Source organism: Bordetella sp. N, from assembly GCF_001433395.1.
Taxonomy (GTDB): domain Bacteria; phylum Pseudomonadota; class Gammaproteobacteria; order Burkholderiales; family Burkholderiaceae_B; genus Bordetella_C.
In genome coordinates this window covers 5848994-5865266 of sequence record NZ_CP013111.1, presented here as the reverse complement: position 1 = coordinate 5865266, position 16273 = coordinate 5848994, and the positions used below count along the sequence as shown (strand labels likewise).

13 protein-coding genes are annotated in these 16273 nt (G+C 66.5%); 4 read left to right on the top strand and 9 right to left on the bottom strand.

The window, feature by feature from the left end:
• Window positions 1-9: 9 nt before the first annotated feature.
• Window positions 10-1257, bottom strand: coding sequence for an ABC transporter substrate-binding protein (locus ASB57_RS25375; RefSeq protein WP_082622072.1), 1248 nt, complete (start codon window positions 1255-1257; stop codon window positions 10-12).
• A 41-nt stretch (window positions 1258-1298) separates the two neighbouring features.
• On the bottom strand, window positions 1299-3350 hold the full coding sequence (locus ASB57_RS25370) for a SpoIIE family protein phosphatase (RefSeq protein ID WP_057654684.1): 2052 nt from the start codon (window positions 3348-3350) through the stop codon (window positions 1299-1301).
• Window positions 3351-3581: 231 nt separating this feature from the next.
• Between ASB57_RS25370 and ASB57_RS25365 the strand changes: the two genes are divergently transcribed.
• Entirely contained in the window at window positions 3582-6185 is a 2604-nt protein-coding gene (locus ASB57_RS25365; protein ID WP_057654683.1) for an MFS transporter, read from the top strand.
• Here the strand turns inward: ASB57_RS25365 and alr are convergent.
• Window positions 6172-7407, bottom strand: coding sequence for an alanine racemase (alr, locus tag ASB57_RS25360; RefSeq protein ID WP_082621833.1), 1236 nt, complete (start codon window positions 7405-7407; stop codon window positions 6172-6174). The two genes, ASB57_RS25365 and alr, sit on opposite strands and share 14 nt — an antisense overlap.
• Before the next feature lie 142 nt (window positions 7408-7549).
• Window positions 7550-7981, bottom strand: coding sequence for an ATP-binding protein (locus ASB57_RS25355; protein ID WP_057654681.1), 432 nt, complete (start codon window positions 7979-7981; stop codon window positions 7550-7552).
• A gap of 158 nt (window positions 7982-8139) precedes the next feature.
• Here ASB57_RS25355 and ASB57_RS25350 point away from each other — a divergent pair, with 158 nt between their 5' ends.
• Both ASB57_RS25350 and ASB57_RS25345 read left to right on the top strand, forming a co-directional pair.
• Window positions 8140-8475, top strand: a complete 336-nt coding sequence (locus ASB57_RS25350) for an STAS domain-containing protein (protein WP_057654680.1) — start codon at window positions 8140-8142, stop codon at window positions 8473-8475.
• A 111-nt stretch (window positions 8476-8586) separates the two neighbouring features.
• Entirely contained in the window at window positions 8587-10260 is a 1674-nt protein-coding gene (locus ASB57_RS25345) for a Na/Pi symporter (protein ID WP_057654679.1), read from the top strand.
• Between the two features lie 40 nt (window positions 10261-10300).
• On the opposite strand, the gene ASB57_RS25340 is transcribed toward ASB57_RS25345, so the two are convergent.
• The 4 genes from ASB57_RS25340 to ASB57_RS25325 all read right to left on the bottom strand — a co-directional run bounded on the left by ASB57_RS25340 (window position 10301) and on the right by ASB57_RS25325 (window position 14022).
• Complete coding sequence (locus tag ASB57_RS25340; protein ID WP_057654678.1) at window positions 10301-11284, bottom strand: tripartite tricarboxylate transporter substrate binding protein; 984 nt, start codon at window positions 11282-11284, stop codon at window positions 10301-10303.
• A 170-nt stretch (window positions 11285-11454) separates the two neighbouring features.
• Entirely contained in the window at window positions 11455-12219 is a 765-nt protein-coding gene (locus ASB57_RS25335) for an SDR family oxidoreductase (protein ID WP_082621832.1), read from the bottom strand.
• Between the two features lie 75 nt (window positions 12220-12294).
• A complete protein-coding gene (locus ASB57_RS25330; RefSeq protein ID WP_057654677.1) occupies window positions 12295-13047 on the bottom strand; it encodes a fumarylacetoacetate hydrolase family protein in 753 nt (250 codons plus the stop codon).
• 21 nt (window positions 13048-13068) lie between these two features.
• On the bottom strand, window positions 13069-14022 hold the full coding sequence (locus ASB57_RS25325; RefSeq protein ID WP_057654676.1) for a 2-hydroxyacid dehydrogenase: 954 nt from the start codon (window positions 14020-14022) through the stop codon (window positions 13069-13071).
• Between the two features lie 158 nt (window positions 14023-14180).
• Between ASB57_RS25325 and ASB57_RS25320 the strand changes: the two genes are divergently transcribed.
• Entirely contained in the window at window positions 14181-15359 is a 1179-nt protein-coding gene (locus ASB57_RS25320; protein ID WP_057654675.1) for a citrate/2-methylcitrate synthase, read from the top strand.
• A gap of 19 nt (window positions 15360-15378) precedes the next feature.
• Here ASB57_RS25320 and yghU read toward each other — a convergent pair whose 3' ends face one another.
• On the bottom strand, window positions 15379-16251 hold the full coding sequence (gene yghU / locus ASB57_RS25315; RefSeq protein ID WP_057654674.1) for a glutathione-dependent disulfide-bond oxidoreductase: 873 nt from the start codon (window positions 16249-16251) through the stop codon (window positions 15379-15381).
• Window positions 16252-16273 lie beyond the last annotated feature (22 nt).

The window sequence follows — 16273 nt, the reverse complement described above, 5'->3', positions numbered from 1 at the left end:
GACCGCGGCTTATTCGTAGACTTCGTCGGCGGCCAGCAGGATATCCACAGGCGGATCGAAGCCGATGGTGCGCGCCGTCTGCAGGTTCAGCGCGATCTTGGCGGGATCGATCCAGATCTGGTTCAGCTGGCGCGGCTGCGCGCCATTGAAGATGCGGGCCATGGTCTCGGCGTAGAACAGACCGACATAAGAGTAGTCCGCCTGCGCCAGGCTCATCAGCACACCCTTCTTGACCTCGTCCGAGCCCAGCATCGAGAAGCTGGGTATCTTGGCGTCGCGCACGATGCGGGCGACGTCGGCCACGCTGTCCGGCGTGATGCCACGGTGCACCGTCACATACACGGCGTCGGCCTGGCTGGCGACCTGGCGATAGCAGGCCAGCACATTGTCCGTCGCCACCTTCAGTTCGATGCCGTTGGCCCGCGCATCGCAGCTCACGACCTTGAAATGCTGTTCCTTGGCCACCTGCTCGACGGCGTCGACGGCCGCATACGTGCGGCCCTCCGGGCTGTTTTCGTAGACGATGCCCAGCGTCTTGAAGGGCACGATGTCGTGGAACAGGCGCACCTGGCGCTGATAGCGTTCCGGCTGGACCCGCGCGTGCAGATTATCCAGGCCGCTGTCCTGCACGCTCTTGACGATGCGCGCGCCCACCGCGTCGCTGGTGGACCCAACGATGGTCGGCACCGGCGCGCCCAAGGCAGCCATGTCCTGGCCGGCCAGGGTACCCATGGCAATGATCAGGTCGATGTCCTTCTTGTCGCGCAGGCGCTCCGTGATGGCCTGCCGAACGGCGGGACGCTTGCTCGCGTCGAAGTTGCCGGGCTGCCACCAGGCATCGGCGACGAACTCCAGGGTGTCGCTCTTGGCATGGTCAGCCAGGAACTGCCACATCTGATGGCCGCTGAGTCCTTCGGGCATCTCCGGCACGGTCACCCAGCCCAGTTGCTGCAGGCCGGCCACGGTCACCTTCAAGGTGCGCGGATATTCTGAATAGTCGCCACTCTCGAAGTAGCCGATCCGCCATTTGCGGCCGTCGGGACGGCGCTTGGGCGTCGTTGGGAAGACCCGCGCGGCGGCTTCCGGCGCGGGAGCCTGGGTCACCGCAGGGGCCGCGGCAGGGGTCACAGCCGCGGCCGCGGCCGAACTTTCGGCGGCGGCAGCCTGCTGCGCGCGCGCGGCGGACAGCGGCAAGGACGCGCAGGCCAGCGCCAGGGCCAGGGCCAGTGATGACGGCAAAGTTTGGGGCGACAGCATGGGCAGGTTCGTTGCGGCGTATAAGCGGCGGACGCGGTTCATCATGGGCGGCGGATCACGATCAACGTGATGTCATCGGATTGTTCGGCTCCGGCCGCATGAGCCTGGAGATCATCGAGCACGCGCTGGGCCAGTTCGGCGGCGGACAGGCCGGGGCGCGCCACCACGGCCATCAGGCGTGCATCGCCGTAAAGCGCGTCCTTGGGATCGTTGGCTTCGGTGACGCCATCGGTGTAACCGATCAGCGTGTCGCCCGACGCCACGACGCCGGACAGCCCCGTGTAGGGCAGATCTTCCTGCACGCCGCAGGCCGGCCCGCTACGCCCATGCAGGGTGCGCAAGGCGCCATCGGTGCCCACCACCAGCAGCGGCGGATGGCCGGCATTGGCCCACTGCAAGTCGCCCGTGTCCAGATCGAGCACACCGATCACCAGCGTCACGAACATCATGTTGGGATTGTTTTCGGCCAGCCGGTTGTTCACGCGCGCCATGATGCGCGCCGGATCGTTCTCGTCTTCGGCGGTGGCGCGTATGAGCGTCCGGGTGATGCCCATGAACAGCGCGGCGGGCACGCCCTTGTCGGACACATCGCCGATGGCGAAACACAGGCGCCCGTCCGGCAGCGTGAAGTAATCATAAAGATCGCCGCCCACTTCCTTGGCCGGCTTCATCACGGCGTGCAGGTCGGCGCGCTCCAGCACGGCCTTCTCCAGGGGCAGCGGCAGCAAGCCCAGCTGGATGTCGCGCGCGATGTTGAGTTCGCTTTCGAAGCGTTCGCGGCGGGTGGTCTCGTTCATCAGGCGCGTGACGTTCTCGCGCAGCCGATGATCCATGACCAGGAAGGCGTCCGCCAGCCGGCCCACCTCGTCGTGCAGGCGTTGCGGCAACAAGGCGATATGGGCCGGCACCGCGGGCGGCGCGGTCAGGTCCTGGCGCGGCAGGGCCCGCGCATAGCGCGCCAGCAGTTCCAGAGGCCGCACGATGCGCGCGGCCACCGGCCACGCACACAACAACGCCAACAACAGGGTGACCGCGAAGATCAGGGCCTGGCGATTCAACAAGGCTTGGGCCGGCGCGGCGAAGTCGCGTTCCGGCACCGCCGCCACCAGGGTCCAGCCCAGCGGCTGGAACCGCAAGGCCTCGACGTGCCAGGTACCGCTTTTCATGCGGGCCGACACGACGTCCGGTTCGCCGGTCGCGCGCACCTCGCTCAACAGCGCGCGCAAGGTGCGGCCGCCGCTGCCGTCAGCGGCGACGCCGGGCGCGGCGTTCTCCGCCGGGACCGGCAGGCGGATGTCGGTGGCATCCAGCAGTGCCGCGTCCGCGCGGGGCGGCGCCACGACGACTTCGCCGTCGTCGCCCACGATGAACAGAAAGCCGCTGCGCGCCAGGGTCAGCCGCGAGAGCGTTTCGCGCAGCGCCACCTTCATCTCCACGCGGCGCCGGTCCACCTGCTCGGTGATGTCCTGCACGCTGTCGCTGATGGCGATGACCCAATCCCATGCGCGGAAATAGCCGAAATAGGCGTAGCGGCTTTCACGCCGGCCGTCCGCCGTGGGCCAGCGATAGATGGCGAACCCGTTGCCCGACGTGCGGCTCTCGTCATACAGCGCGCGCGCCAGGGGCCGGCCCTTCAAATCGAGCACCGCGCCCAGGTCCTGGCCGATCATTTCCGGCGCGCCGCTGGCCAGCACATGGCCGCCGGCGTCGTAGACGAAGGCATAACGATGCCCGTCGAAATGCAGCTGGTTGATCCAGGCCTGCGCCATCTCCTTGGCGGCATCGCTGCCGATCACGCCGCTGGCCGCCATGCGGGCATAGCTGTCCAGCACCGAGGCCACCGTGGCGCCGGTCTGCAGCAGTTGGCGGCGACCGTTGCGCACCGTGCTGATCTTGTCGTTGAACAGAGCGCCCCAGCGGGCTTCGGTGTCGTGCTGCACCAGTTCCAGCACGTTGCGCACCGCATGCTGTTCACTGGCGGCGACGGTGTTGGTCACGTCGCGACGGCTGGACAGCATGATGAAGGCCGCAACCGTCAGCAGGATGGCCACGACCAAAAGGAAAATCTTGCTGCGGAGGGATCGCAGGAACATGACGGGGGCCGGGAGAAACGCGGTTACGCGTAGAAGATACAGAACTTGAGAAGTGTAAAACTATATTTAATTGCCTGTATCATAGCTTTACCTTCCTGCGCGTATGTTTCACGTCCTGCATTGCCGTGATTCAAGCCGCGGCTCAAGCCCTGACTACAGCTCAGCAGTCGCGGCCCTGGCCGGGCGAATCCCATCTTGCGAACGTCACGCGCGACTTGCCACTTATCTGCCATGCGCGAACCTCTGCTGCGTATCCTTGGCGGGCTGCGTCGCCGCCCCGTCCTGGAAGTCACCCTCGCCTGCCTGGCGGTCTTGTTACTTGCGCAGACCCTGATGGGCGCGCTGAGCCTGGCGGCATTGGATCGCCTGGTCGCCGATACCACCGCGGACCGTGTCGAAGTCGTGGCGCGACGCGTGGCCGGCAATATCGACAACGGGTTAAGGCTGGGCAAGCCCCTGGCGCAATACTTTGGCATGGATGCGCTGTTGCGCGATGGCACGCGGGGCTCGGACGACCTGGCCGGCATCGCCGTGTTGCTGCCGGACGGCAGCCCGGTAGCGGGACATGGCGATGTGCCCGGCGCGGCAGCGCTCGCGCGGGCGCTGTTCCGGAGCCAGGGCGCGGCGCCCCCGCATGACATGACGGCCCGCCCGTCGGGCGCATTGCTGAGCTCGACCGGTGGCCGTGTGGTGGTGGCGGTGCCCCTGGATGGCCCGCGCACCGGTGTCCTGGTGGTGTCCGCCGTGCGTGACGCCGCCGCCGCGCATACCCTGATGTGGCGCAGCGTCGCCGTGCTGGTCGCGGTTACCGCCGTGGTCGGCCTGGCGCTGGCCGCGGCGTTCAAATTCCTGGTGCCCCTGACCACCCTGGCGGCAGGCGGACGAGCCCGCTTCGTCGTGCCGCTGATCGCTCTGCTGCTGGCGCAGGGCGTGTACGCCGCATACACGGTGCAGACCTTCCGTGAAGGCTGGCTGCGGGTCACCCGCGAAAACGTCGCCGTGCTGGCGCGCGGCCTGCAGACCGACCTCGACCGCATCCTCGGTTATGGCATCCCGATAGACAAGCTGAAAGGTGTCGAAGCGCCGTTCCAGCGACTCGCCGCCACCTTTCCCGCCATCCGCGAAATCGACCTGACCGACGCCAGCGGCCGCACGCTCAATCGCGCGGACAGCCGTGGCCCGCTGCCTCAGGCGGAAGCCGGCGCCGGCGTGGACGACCTGGCGTTAATGTTGCCGCTGACCGGCCGCCGGGACACGACTGCTGCCGGGTCCCCGCAAGCGACGGCGGCGGCGGCCCCGGCGACGGCGGGCGCCGCACAAGGCAGTCTGGTGGTGCGCCTGTCGGCCGAAGTGCTGGACGCTGGTGTGCGCAGCCGCATGATCGATGCCATCACCGTCGTGGCCGTGGCCCTGGTCGCGGCCATGGAGATGTTGCTGCTGCTGTCGCTGTTGATGAACCGCGCCATCGCGGCACGTGGTCTGGCCACGGACGGCACGCGCGTCGGCCCCGATGACGCATCGGACATCGGCCGCATCGCGCGTCCCGTCATGTTCGGCTTTCTGTTTGCATGGGCGATGCCGCTGAGCTTCCTGCCCCTTTATGCACGCAGCCTGCCCGAGGGCTGGATCAACCTGCCGCCCAATGTGTTGCTGGCATTGCCCATCTCGGTAGAGATGGGCTGCGGCCTGTTGACCGCCCTGCTGGCCGGACGCCTGACCGACCGGCGCGGCTGGCAATTCCCCGTGTTGACCGGTTTGGGCGTGACCTTCCTGGGCATGCTGGCCTGCGCGGGGGCGAGCAGCCTGCCCGCGTTCGCTGGCGCCCGCGGCCTGGTCGGACTGGGCTATGGCCTGACGTGGATGGGGCTGCAGGGCTTCATCGTCACGCGCAGTCCGGCGCAATACCGTGGCCGCAATATGACCAGCGTCATCGCAGGCCTGTTCGCGGGCCACCTGACGGGCGCCGCAGTCGGGGCCATGTTGATGGAGCAGCTGGGCTTTCGCTTCGTTTTCGGCATCGGCGCCCTGATGTTGGCCATGCCGGTGCTGGGCGTGCTGATCCTGATGCGGCCTTATATGGCGAAGGCGGCCGACCGGGTGAAAGCAGCGGTGGCCAACGCGGCAAGCGCCGCGGCATCGGTTGCATCGGCGGCCGCTGGGTCGGCAGCCGTTGCAGTTGCAGCAACCGCGGCGGCTGCGGCCACGCCGACAGGCAAGCCGCCCCGCGCCGGCTTCGCGCGCACCGCGCGTCTCGTATTCACACGCGATTTCGGCTTGCTGCTGCTGGGCAGCGTGATTCCCTTCTCCGTCGCGCAAGTGGGACTGCTGTCCTTTGCCTTGCCGCTCTACCTGGAGCACGCCGGCGTGGCGGCGTCCAGCATCGGCCGCGTGCTGATGATCTACGGGCTCTGCGTCATCTACGTCGGCCCCTTGATGGGTCGTCTGGTGGATCGCTCCACCGCGAAGAAAACCTGGATCGTGCTGGGCGGCATCGTGGGCAGCGCGGGGATGATAGGGCTCTACTTCGGCGGCGGCCTGGCTGCGGCCACGCTTGCGGTCTTCCTGCTCGCGGTGGCGAGCTGCTTCTCCGGCGCATCGCAATCGCCCTACATGCTGGCCTTGCCGCGCGTGCAAGGCTACGGCGCAGCCGGCGCGACCAGCGTGATGCGCGCGGCGGACAAGTTGGGTCAGATGGCGGGACCGCTGATGTTGGGCGCGCTGTTCGGCAGCATCGGCATGAACACCAGCTTGGCGATCGTGGGCGGCGTCTATCTGGCCGCCACCCTGCTTTTCCTGTTGCTGGCGCCCAGCCGGGCGGCCATCAAAATGCGTTGATGAAGGCCACGCGGCCGGTGAGCGACGTCAGCAACGCCGCCGCGATCGTGCCGGCATGGCGGGCGACGACTTCCACCGGCAGTTCTTCGCTGCCCCACAGGGTCACGCCAGTACCGATATCCGCGGCGGGCGCGTGGGTCAGATCGACCAGCAGACTGTCCATGGTGACGATGCCCAGCGTATCCACCAGCACGCCACCGACGCTCACCGGCGTGCCGGCCGGCGCAAGCCGCGGATAGCCGTCGCCATAACCACAACCGACCAGTCCCACACGCATGGCGCGCGGGGCGACGAAGGCGCCGCCGTATCCCAGGCGCTCGCCGGCCGCGACCGTACGCACACTGATCAGACGTGAATGCAGCGACATCGCTGGTCGCAAGCCCAAGGCGGCGCCATCCAGGCCAGGCAAGGGACTGGCGCCGTACAAGGCCAGGCCGGGCCGCACCCAATCCGCGCGGGACCGCGCCGTGGCTGCGCCAGCGGCCGGGGCATCCACGAGCGAATGCAGCAAGGACGCGGAGTTGCCCGCGCTGCGCGGGCCCGGCAGCCCGCTGATCAAGGCATCCAGGTCGGCGTCCGCGCGCGCCACGCTGGCGCGGCACTCGCCCTGGCCATAGTGCTGGAAATGCCCGACCGTCACGACCCGGCCGCTGTCCATCAGGGCCACGCCGCGCCGGTAGGCATCCAGATAACTGAGCGCATCGAACCCATTCATGCCCAGGTCGCCGGCATAACGCAGCCAAATCGACAGGGCGGGCAAGGTGGCATCCGCGCTTGCCAGCCAGTCGAGCTGGGCCGGATGCGAGATGACCAGATGCAGGCCAGGCATGGAGATCAGAGAAATATCGTCAGCGTCGAGCAGGCCGCCGTACACCAGGATGGGGCCGTTCCAGCCCGCTTCCCGGCAGGCATGCGCATCCGCAAGCTGCGCCACCGCCAGGCCATCGGCGTCAGCGAGTCCCGGCAGCACGCGCGCCACGCCGTGCCCATAGGCATCTGCTTTGACCGTCGCCCAGATGCGCGGCGCCGGCCCGTCGGACCGCGTCAGACCACGCAGGGTCGCCAGATTGTGCGCCACCGCACCCGCATCGACGCGCGCGTGCACGCGGCGAGGGACAGCTGCACTTCCCGGTGCAGGCGCGTCCGCGACCTGCGTGCGCAAGCCGGCCGGCGGCGCGGGTCGGCCTGGACGCAACTGCCGGAACGCAGGGAGCTCAGCCATGCGGCGGGGTGTCCGAAGTGACAGGGGAAGAGCGCTGAATATAGTCGAATTGCGACCAAATGCACTGTAATAATTCGGAGTTTTACAACTCGTGAGCGCAACTGATCCATGCGTTTGCCGCGGAATCCGCGCCCGTCACGGCTCAGTTCGCCGGACGCTCCATAATCAGGGTCAGGCGATTCCACGGGCCGTCGCGGCGGTAGTTGAAGGCCTTCAGGTAATGCCGCATCAAGCGCAGACCATGTCCGCCGACCTCGGCTTCGTCCAGGGTCAACGCCACGTCGGCGATGTCCAGGCTGGTGGGATCGAAAGCATGGCCGTTGTCCGCGATCTCGACACTCAGCTCGCGCTCATTCGCCCCATGGACGAGTTGGATGACGGGTTCAGCGCCCGCATCGCCAGGCGGCTTGAAGGCGTAAGCGAGGATATTGGTCAGCGCTTCGTCGACGCTCAACGTCAGGCCGAAGCGCGCTTTGGCCGCCCAGTCATCACGGTCCGCAATGGCTTCGAGCCATTGCAGGGCGCGCCCTATCGGGTCGTCATCAGGTCGCAAGGACAGCGTGTCGTCGGGCATGACCGTGGCTGGGAAACGATTGCTATGAACGTATGAGTGGCTTTCCACAGGCGCCAGTATGCACCACGCAAGCGGTTTTCGTGATGGCGGCGTATCGTCGACTACGCCAGTCGCGTATCATGCGCCGACGCATACGCATTCATTCTGGAACTGCTTCCATGACTCTCGCAACCGAAAAAGCTGGCGACACACTGGTCGTCGCGCTGCAGGGACAAATCAACAGCGCCAACGCCACCGCCATCGAAGGCGAACTGCTGGAACAGCTGGAAAACGGCGAGCGCAAGATCGTGCTCGACCTGGCTGGCTTGAACTACATCTCCAGCGCCGGCTTGCGCGTGATCCTGCTGCTGGCCAAGAAGCTCAAGCAGCAAGGCGGCGCGCTGGCCCTGTGCCAGATCCAGCCCCAGGTCAGCGAAGTGTTTGAGATCAGCGGCTTTCTGACCATCCTTACCGTCGTCGACACCCGCGCGGACGCCCTGGCCCGCCTCGGCTGAGAAAGCTGGCGACACACGCAGCACACCCTGCCGGCACTGACATGTTGTTGACACATTAGTGTCATAGTATTCGCGGATTTTCCGCCGCCAGGCCGCTGCCGCTGTCGATCCATGCTCACCATTGCTGAACTCCTTTCAGGCCTTGGACTACTGTTCATCGGCTTGCGCCTGATCGGGCAGCATCTGCGGCAAGCCATGGGCCATCGCGTCCGCTCGGCGCTGCACATGGCCACGGCTTCCCGCTGGAGCGGCCTGTTTGCCGGCGCCCTGGCCGGCGCCATCACCCAATCCAGCAATGCCGTCACCCTGATCACGGCCAATCTGGTCCACGGCCGCGTGCTGTCCGTGAACCAGGCGGCGCCTGTCGTCGCCGGCGCCAACGCGGGCACTGCCCTGCTGGTCTTCCTGGCCACCCTGGACATCCGCCTGGTGGTGCTCTACCTGGTGGCGGCCGCCGGCCTGTCCCTGCACTTCAAGCTTGACTATCACGCCTTGCGGCGCGACTGGATCTGGGCCGGCCTGGGGCTGGCGCTGCTGTTCATGGGGCTGGATTTCATCAAGCACGCGCCGGATGCCCTGACGATCAATGACTGGCACGCGCTGCTGGGCGACGGCCTGTCTTCGCCGATCGCGCTGGTGCTGGGTGTGATCATCGCCGTGGCGACCCAATCGGCGTCCACGGCCACCATCCTGGCGGTGGCATCGCTGCATACGGGCTTCATGCAGTTCGAAGCGGCTTTCTGGATAATGACCGGCGCCAATCTGGGCAGCGGACTGGCGGTGCTCTTGTCCGGCAGCGGACTGAAGGGCAGCGGCCGTCAGTTGTGCCTGGTGCACGTGATGGTCAAGTGCGGGGGCTCCGTGCTCGTGGCCGCGGCGTGGCTGATCTACTCGATGCGCGCCGGCGGCGTCACCGTGCCCGCCAGCCAGGCCGCGTCGCTGTTGGCCGTGCTGTTCCTGGCGATGCAGCTGGTCGGCGCCCTGCCCGTCACCTTGTTGCGCGACCGTGCGATCAAACTGACGGAACGCCTGACGCCGGCCGATCCGGTCGAACAGGCCAGCCAGCCGCACTTCATCTACGATCGCGCCGCCGAGGATCCGGTCAATGCACTGGGCCTGGCGCGCATGGAGCGCGACCGTCTGACCGTCGCCCTGCCCTCGCTGCTGCCCGACCTCGATCAGGAAGCCGGCGCGGCGCCCGCGCAACGCCGCCATCTGCTGGCCGGCCATCGCAACGTCGCCGCGCAGACCGCCGGCTTCCTGCTGGCCGTCGCCGGGCGCGGCCTGACCCGCAAGGACCTGGCGCGCGCGGCGCATGAGCAATCCAGCCTGGAGAACCTGCAGGCTCTCCAGGACACCATGGCCGAATTCAGCGGCATCGTCGACGATTGGGAAGGCGAGCGCCCGCGCCTGCTGTTCAATCTGTGCGAAGGCTTGCGGACCCAGATCTGCCTGCTGGCCGACACCATCGGTACCGATGGCGTGGCCGACCCGCATGACCTGGACGTGTTGATTCAGCTGACCGGTGATCGCGGCGAGCTGCTCGAACGCCTGCGCCGTCAGGTGATGGCGTCGGACGCCCACGACAATGAGCAGGCCCGCGAACTGTTGATGGCGACCCGGCTGTTCGAACGCGCCGTGTGGCTGGTGCGGCGCATCGCCATCGCGCGGCGCGAGAACACGGCCGGCACGCCGGATGACGGCGCGGGCGCGCTTGCCGGCGAAGCGGCGGCGCCCGGCGCGTCGACGCCCGGCGCCTCGGCGCAGGTTTCATCCAACGCCTGAGCGCCTTCAGGGCATAGTGGCCATCAGGGCATCGGCGCCTTTATTCCGGCTCGATACCCGCCTGCTTGATCACCTTGCCCCACTTCTCAAGGTCAGAGTGAATCACCTTGGCGTAGTCCTCCGGTGAACCGCCCTGGATATCGATGCCCGCCGCTTCCAGCTTGGAACGCACATCGGGCATCTGCAAGGCCTTGTTGATCTCGGCATTGAGCTTGTCGACGATGGCCTTGGGCGTGCCGGCAGGCGCCAGGAAGCCGCCATTGGTGTTCGCGTCATAGCCCTTGAAGCCTTGCTCGTCGGCGGTGGGCACGTCCGGCAAAGCCTTGGCGCGCTTGACCGATGACACCGCGACGGCGCGCACATTGCCGGACTTCACCTGTTCCTGGATCGCGCTGATCGTGTCGATGTAGAGCAGCGTGCGGCCCGCGAGCAGGTCCGGATGCGCGGCCGACGAGCCCTTATAGGGAATCATCAGCATCGGCACGCCGCTGGCCATCTTGAACATTTCGGCGGCCATCTCCTGTGCGCTGCCACGGCCGGACGTCGCCACCTTGGCTTCGTCCGGATGCGCCTTCATGTAGGCGACCAGCTCAGGCAAGGTCTTGGCGGGGACCTTGGGGTAAATCGCGAACACCAGGGGAATTTCGTGCGTGTAGACGATGGGCGCGAAGCTCTTCTCCGGATCCCAGCCCAGGTTCTTGAACAGGAACTTGTTGATGTTGTGGCTGCCGCCCACGATGCCTATCGTGTAGCCATCCGGCTTGGCATGGGACAACAGTTCGGTGCCCAGATTGTTGGACGCACCGGGACGGTTGTCCACGATCACCGCCTGGCCCAGCGCGGTCGACAGCTTCTCGCCTACAACACGGGCGATGATGTCGATGCCGCCGCCCGGAGGCGCGGGCACGATGACGCGGATGGGGTGGTCGGGGTAGTTCTGCGCGGCCGCCAAGGTGGGCGCCACCGCCAGCGCGGCGGTGACGGTGGTGGCGGCGAGCGCCTTGAACAAGGTATTGAATTGCATACTGTCTCCTTCCTATTGGTTGATGCTCAACTCTCATGGGAATCCCCGGCGGGCTTGTCTGACCCGACGGGTTTGATCTGACGATCGATGGCTGCGGTGCTGCTCCTGTATGGCTTGCCGTGCGTTGCCTGTTGTTCGTTGTTTGCTCTGCGTTGCTTGCCGCGTTGAACTCAGCCGCGGCCGACGAAGGGCATGTTGCTGGCCATCACCGTCATGGTCAGCACGTTCGCATCCAGCGGCAACGACGCCATGTGCTTGACTGCGTTGGCGACGTGCTGCGCGTCCATCATGGGTTCCGGCGCCGTGGTGCCATTGGCCTGCAACACGCCGCGCGTCATGCGTTCGGACAGTTCCGTCAGCGCATTGCCGATGTCGATCTGGCCAGCCACGATGTTGAAGGCGCGGCCGTCCAGCGACAAAGCCTTGGTCAGGCCCGTGACCGCGTGCTTGCTGGCGGTGTACGGCGCGGTGAAGGGGCGCGGCGTATGCGCCGAGATCGAACCGTTATTGATGATGCGCCCACCCTGCGGCGACTGGCGCCGCATCAGGCCGAAGGCGGCGCGGGCGCACAGGAATACGCCGGTCACGTTGGTGTTGATGGCGGCGAACCACTTTTCCAGCGGCAGTTCGTCCATCGGCACCGCGGGCGCGTTCACGCCGGCGTTGTTGAACAGCATGTCCAGACGGCCGTATTGGCTTTCGATCTTGTCGAACAGGGCCTGCACGCTTTCAGGGCTGGTCACGTCAGTGGGTACCGCCAGGGCCGTCTGGCCACGCGCTTCGGCCTCTGCCGCCAGCGTCTGCAAGGGCTCCGCGCGGCGGCCTGCCAGCACGACCGTCCAGCCGTCGTTCAGCAGCGCGATCGCCGTCATGCGTCCCACGCCGCTGCCGGCGCCGGTGACGAGAGCGATTTTCTTGGAGAGGGTGGCGTTCAAGGCGGTACTCCTGGATGACGTTGATGATTCAAGCTTGGAATGAAAAGCCGCTGCGCGCATGGCGCGGCGGGCGCGTCAGGCATAGGCCTGCCGGCTATGGCTGGCATCCGCGCCGCGCAAGGCGCCGGGGTTGGCGCCGGGCGGACTGGACACGATCATGGACAACTGGCCTATGCCGTCGACGCCGGCCGTGACGACATCGCCAGGCTGTAGCGGCGCCACGCCCACGGGCGTGCCGGTGAAGACCAGGTCCCCTGGCGCCAGGGTCACGGACCGCGACAGCATCGCGATCAGCTCCGGTACCGACCACAACAGGTCGGCCACGTCGGCGCGCTGGCGTTCGATGCCGTTGACCGACAACCAGATCGCGCCCTGCTTCGGATGGCCGCAAGACTTGGCGGGCACCAGCGGCGTGCATGGCGCGGAGTAGTCGAAGGCCTTGGCGGGTTCCCAGGGACCGCCCGCGCGCTTGGCTTCCTGTTGCAGGTCGCGACGCGTCATGTCCAGCCCCGCGGCATAGCCCCAGATATGGTTGGCTTCGACGTCAGCGGGGTCGATATCGCGGCCGCCGCGGCCGATGGCGACCACCAATTCGATTTCATGGCAGAACTCCGCCGTTTCCGGCGGATAAGGCAGGACCACCTCGGCGGGGATGACGGCGCTGGCCGGCTTCATGAACCACGCCGGCATCGTCGTCGGCGCGGCTTCATCCGCGCGCCAGCGATAGTTGCGGCCGATGCAGTAGACGCGCCCCACGGGAAACAGCTGGGCCGTGCCCGCGATCGGCAGCGTGGTCGGTGCCGGCAAAGGAAATACGTAGTCCGTCATGATTGGCCTTGAAGCATCGGTTCAGGTGGTCAGGCTCAGCGAAGGGCGCTGGCCCGCCAAGGCCTGCGCCACGCTGTCGAGCACCATGCGGGCCATTGCCTCGCGGGTCTCCCATGTGGCGCTGGCGCGGTGTGCCTGCAGCGTGGTGCGATCCGACGCGCGCAGGACGGCCGGGACGCGGGGTTCGTCGACGAACACGTCCAAGCCCGCGCCGGCGATACGGCCGGCCTCGATGGCTTGAGCCAGGTCTGCCTCGTTCACCAGGCGTCCACGCGCCACATTGACCAGGAAACCGCGCGGGCCCAGGGCTTCCAGCACCGTGGCATCGACGATGCCTTCCGCCTTGTCGGCCGCGGCGCACAGCACCAGGGCATCCGCCTGGCGCGCCAGGTCGATCAGATGCGGCACGAAGGTGTAATCGACATCGTCCATGCGGCGCAGATCGGTATAAAGAATGGGGCAGCCGAATGCCGCCGCGCGCTGTGCCACCGCGCGGCCTACCCGGCCCAGGCCGACGATGCCCACGCGCATGCCGCTGAAGCGGCGCGCCAGCGGAATGGCGCTGGGCGACGGATTCTGCTCCCACTGGCCGTCGCGCACGAAACGATCCACCGCGCAAAGGTTGCGGCAGGCGGCGATCAGCAAACCGATGGCGAGGTCCGCCACGTCCTCGGTCAAGGCGCCTATGGTCGCCGTGACAGGCAGGCCGCGCTCGCGGCAATAGGCGAGGTCCACGGCATCCGTGCCTACGCCATTCACCGCGACCACCTTCAGATTGGGCAATTGCACCAGCATGTCGCGGGAAATCCCCGTGTGGCCGCCGGTGATCACGGCGCTCACCGCCGCGCCCTGCTCGCGCAGGAAAGCTTGCGGGTCGCTCATCTCGAACAGCTTGTGCATCTGGTACAGCGATGCCAGCTCGTCGTTGATCGCGGGGATCAGGATGGGGTTCAGTTGCAGCACCTGGGGCTTCATATCGCTACGCCTCTACATCGGGAAGCGGACGGGGTCCGCAGCATTTGTCTCGGAATCGTTTTTGGATGAATGCCCCCATGGTATGTAATGATTGATTCTCGTGGCAATATTGATGTACAAAATCAATATATAAATTTTGGCTTAGGACCCACATACGCATGGCTTCCTGGATAAGCATGGCCGAGGCTTGCAGCCAATTGGGCGTCCGTCCCCAGACGATCTATGCCTATGTCAGCCGCGGCAAGCTGGAAGTCATGACCGACCCCGAGGACACTCGGCGCAGTCTCTACCGGGCCGAGGATGTCGCCAGCCTGGCCAAGCGCAAGCAGGCTGGGCGCAAGCATGAAACGCTGGCGACCAATACGTTGTTCGGCTCCGAGCCGAGCATTCCCACAGCGGTATCGACGTTCATCCGGCAACGCCTGTATTACCGCGGCCAGGACGCCTTGACCTTGTCACGTACGGCAACCGTGGAGCAGGTGGCGCAGCTGCTGTGGAACGCCGAGCAGGCGGTGGATTTCTCTTCAGGCGCGGCGGATGGCGCGCGATTGGCGCGTACGGCCAAACCGGGCCGCGTCACCGCGTTCACCCATCTGGCCATGCTCGCCGCGACGGGACATTCGACGCGTGGCCGCATGGTCCGCGTCCTGCACAACGAGTGCCAGAGCCTGGTCGGGCAACTGGCGGATGCCTTCGGTGCCAGGCAGGGCAGCGAGCCCTTGCATGAACGTTTCGCGCTGGGCTGGAAGCAGCCTGCCAAGGTTGCTGACCTGCTGCGCAGCGCCCTGGTTCTGCTGGTCGACCATGAGTTGACCAGTTCCGCTTTCGCGGCACGCATCGCCGCGTCAAATGCCGCGTCCCTGCCGGCGTGTTTGCTGACCGGCTTGACTACATTAGCCGCGCCCCTGCACGGCGATGCGTCGGGCCGCGTGCAAGCCTTGTTCAACGACGTTGAACGTTTGGGCGAAGACCAGGTGATCGCGCACTATCTTTCCACGGGAATGTCGCTGGCCGGCTTCGGCCATCATCTGTATCCCGACGGCGATCCGCGTGCGGAAGCGTTGCTGGGCTTGTTCGAACCGCCCAAGGTCATCACTCGCTTCATCCACAAGGTGACCGATCTGACCGGCCTGCAACCCAATATCGATGCGGCGCTGGCCGCGCTGGTTGCGCACCTGCGGCTGCCCGCCGATGCGGGCTTTGGGCTCTTTGCCACCGCGCGCAGCGTGGGACTGTTGGCGCATAGCCTGGAGCAGCTGGGCGAAGCGCAGGTGATACGGCCCAGAGGGCGCTATGTCGGGCCGATGCCGGACGTAGCGGTGGGCGGCGGGCAATAGCGCAGCGGGCGTTGCGGGGTCAGCTTGCTATCTTGTCCTGCGTCTTCGTTTCGAAGTCGCTGGCATCGTGGCGCTCGCGTAATTGGCCGGCGGGGTCGCCGTTCGCGCGGTTTACCATGCGGCCGCGGATGACAGCGGGCCGCGCGGCAATGGCGTCGGCCCAGCGCAGCACGTTCTTGTATTCGTGCGCGGCCAGGAACTCGGCCGAATCGCCATACAGCCAGCCCTTTACCAGGCCGCCGTACCAGGGGAACACGGCGATATCGGCGATGGAGTAATCGGCTCCACCCAGGTATTCGCTTTCCGCAAGACGGCGATCCAGCACATCCAGCTGACGCTTGGTCTCCATCGCGAAACGATCGATCGCATATTCGATCTTCGTCGGCGCATACGCGTAGAAGTGGCCGAACCCGCCACCGAGATACGGCGCGCTACCCATTTGCCAGAACAGCCACGACAGCACCTCGGCGCGCTCGGGCTGCGTCGTCGGCAGAAAAGCGCCGAACTTCTCGGCCAGGTGAAGCAGGATGGAACCGGATTCGAAAACCCGCACAGGCTTGGCGCCCGAGCGATCCACCAGAGCCGGGATCTTCGAGTTCGGATTGACGTCGACAAAGCCGCTGCCGAACTGATCGCCGTCGCCGATCTTGATAAGCCAAGCGTCGTATTCCGCGCCCTTGTGGCCCAGGGCCAGCAGTTCTTCCAGCAGGATCGTGACCTTTTGCCCGTTCGGCGTGGCCAGCGAATACAACTGCAGGGGATGGCGCCCGACGGGCAATTCCTTTTCGTGCGTGGGGCCGGCGATCGGCCGATTGATACTGGCGAACGCGCCGCCGTTGGGTTGCTTCCAGGTCCAGACCTTGGGAGGCGTGTATTCGTTGGAGTCCGTCACTGTCGTCTGCTCATATCAGTGC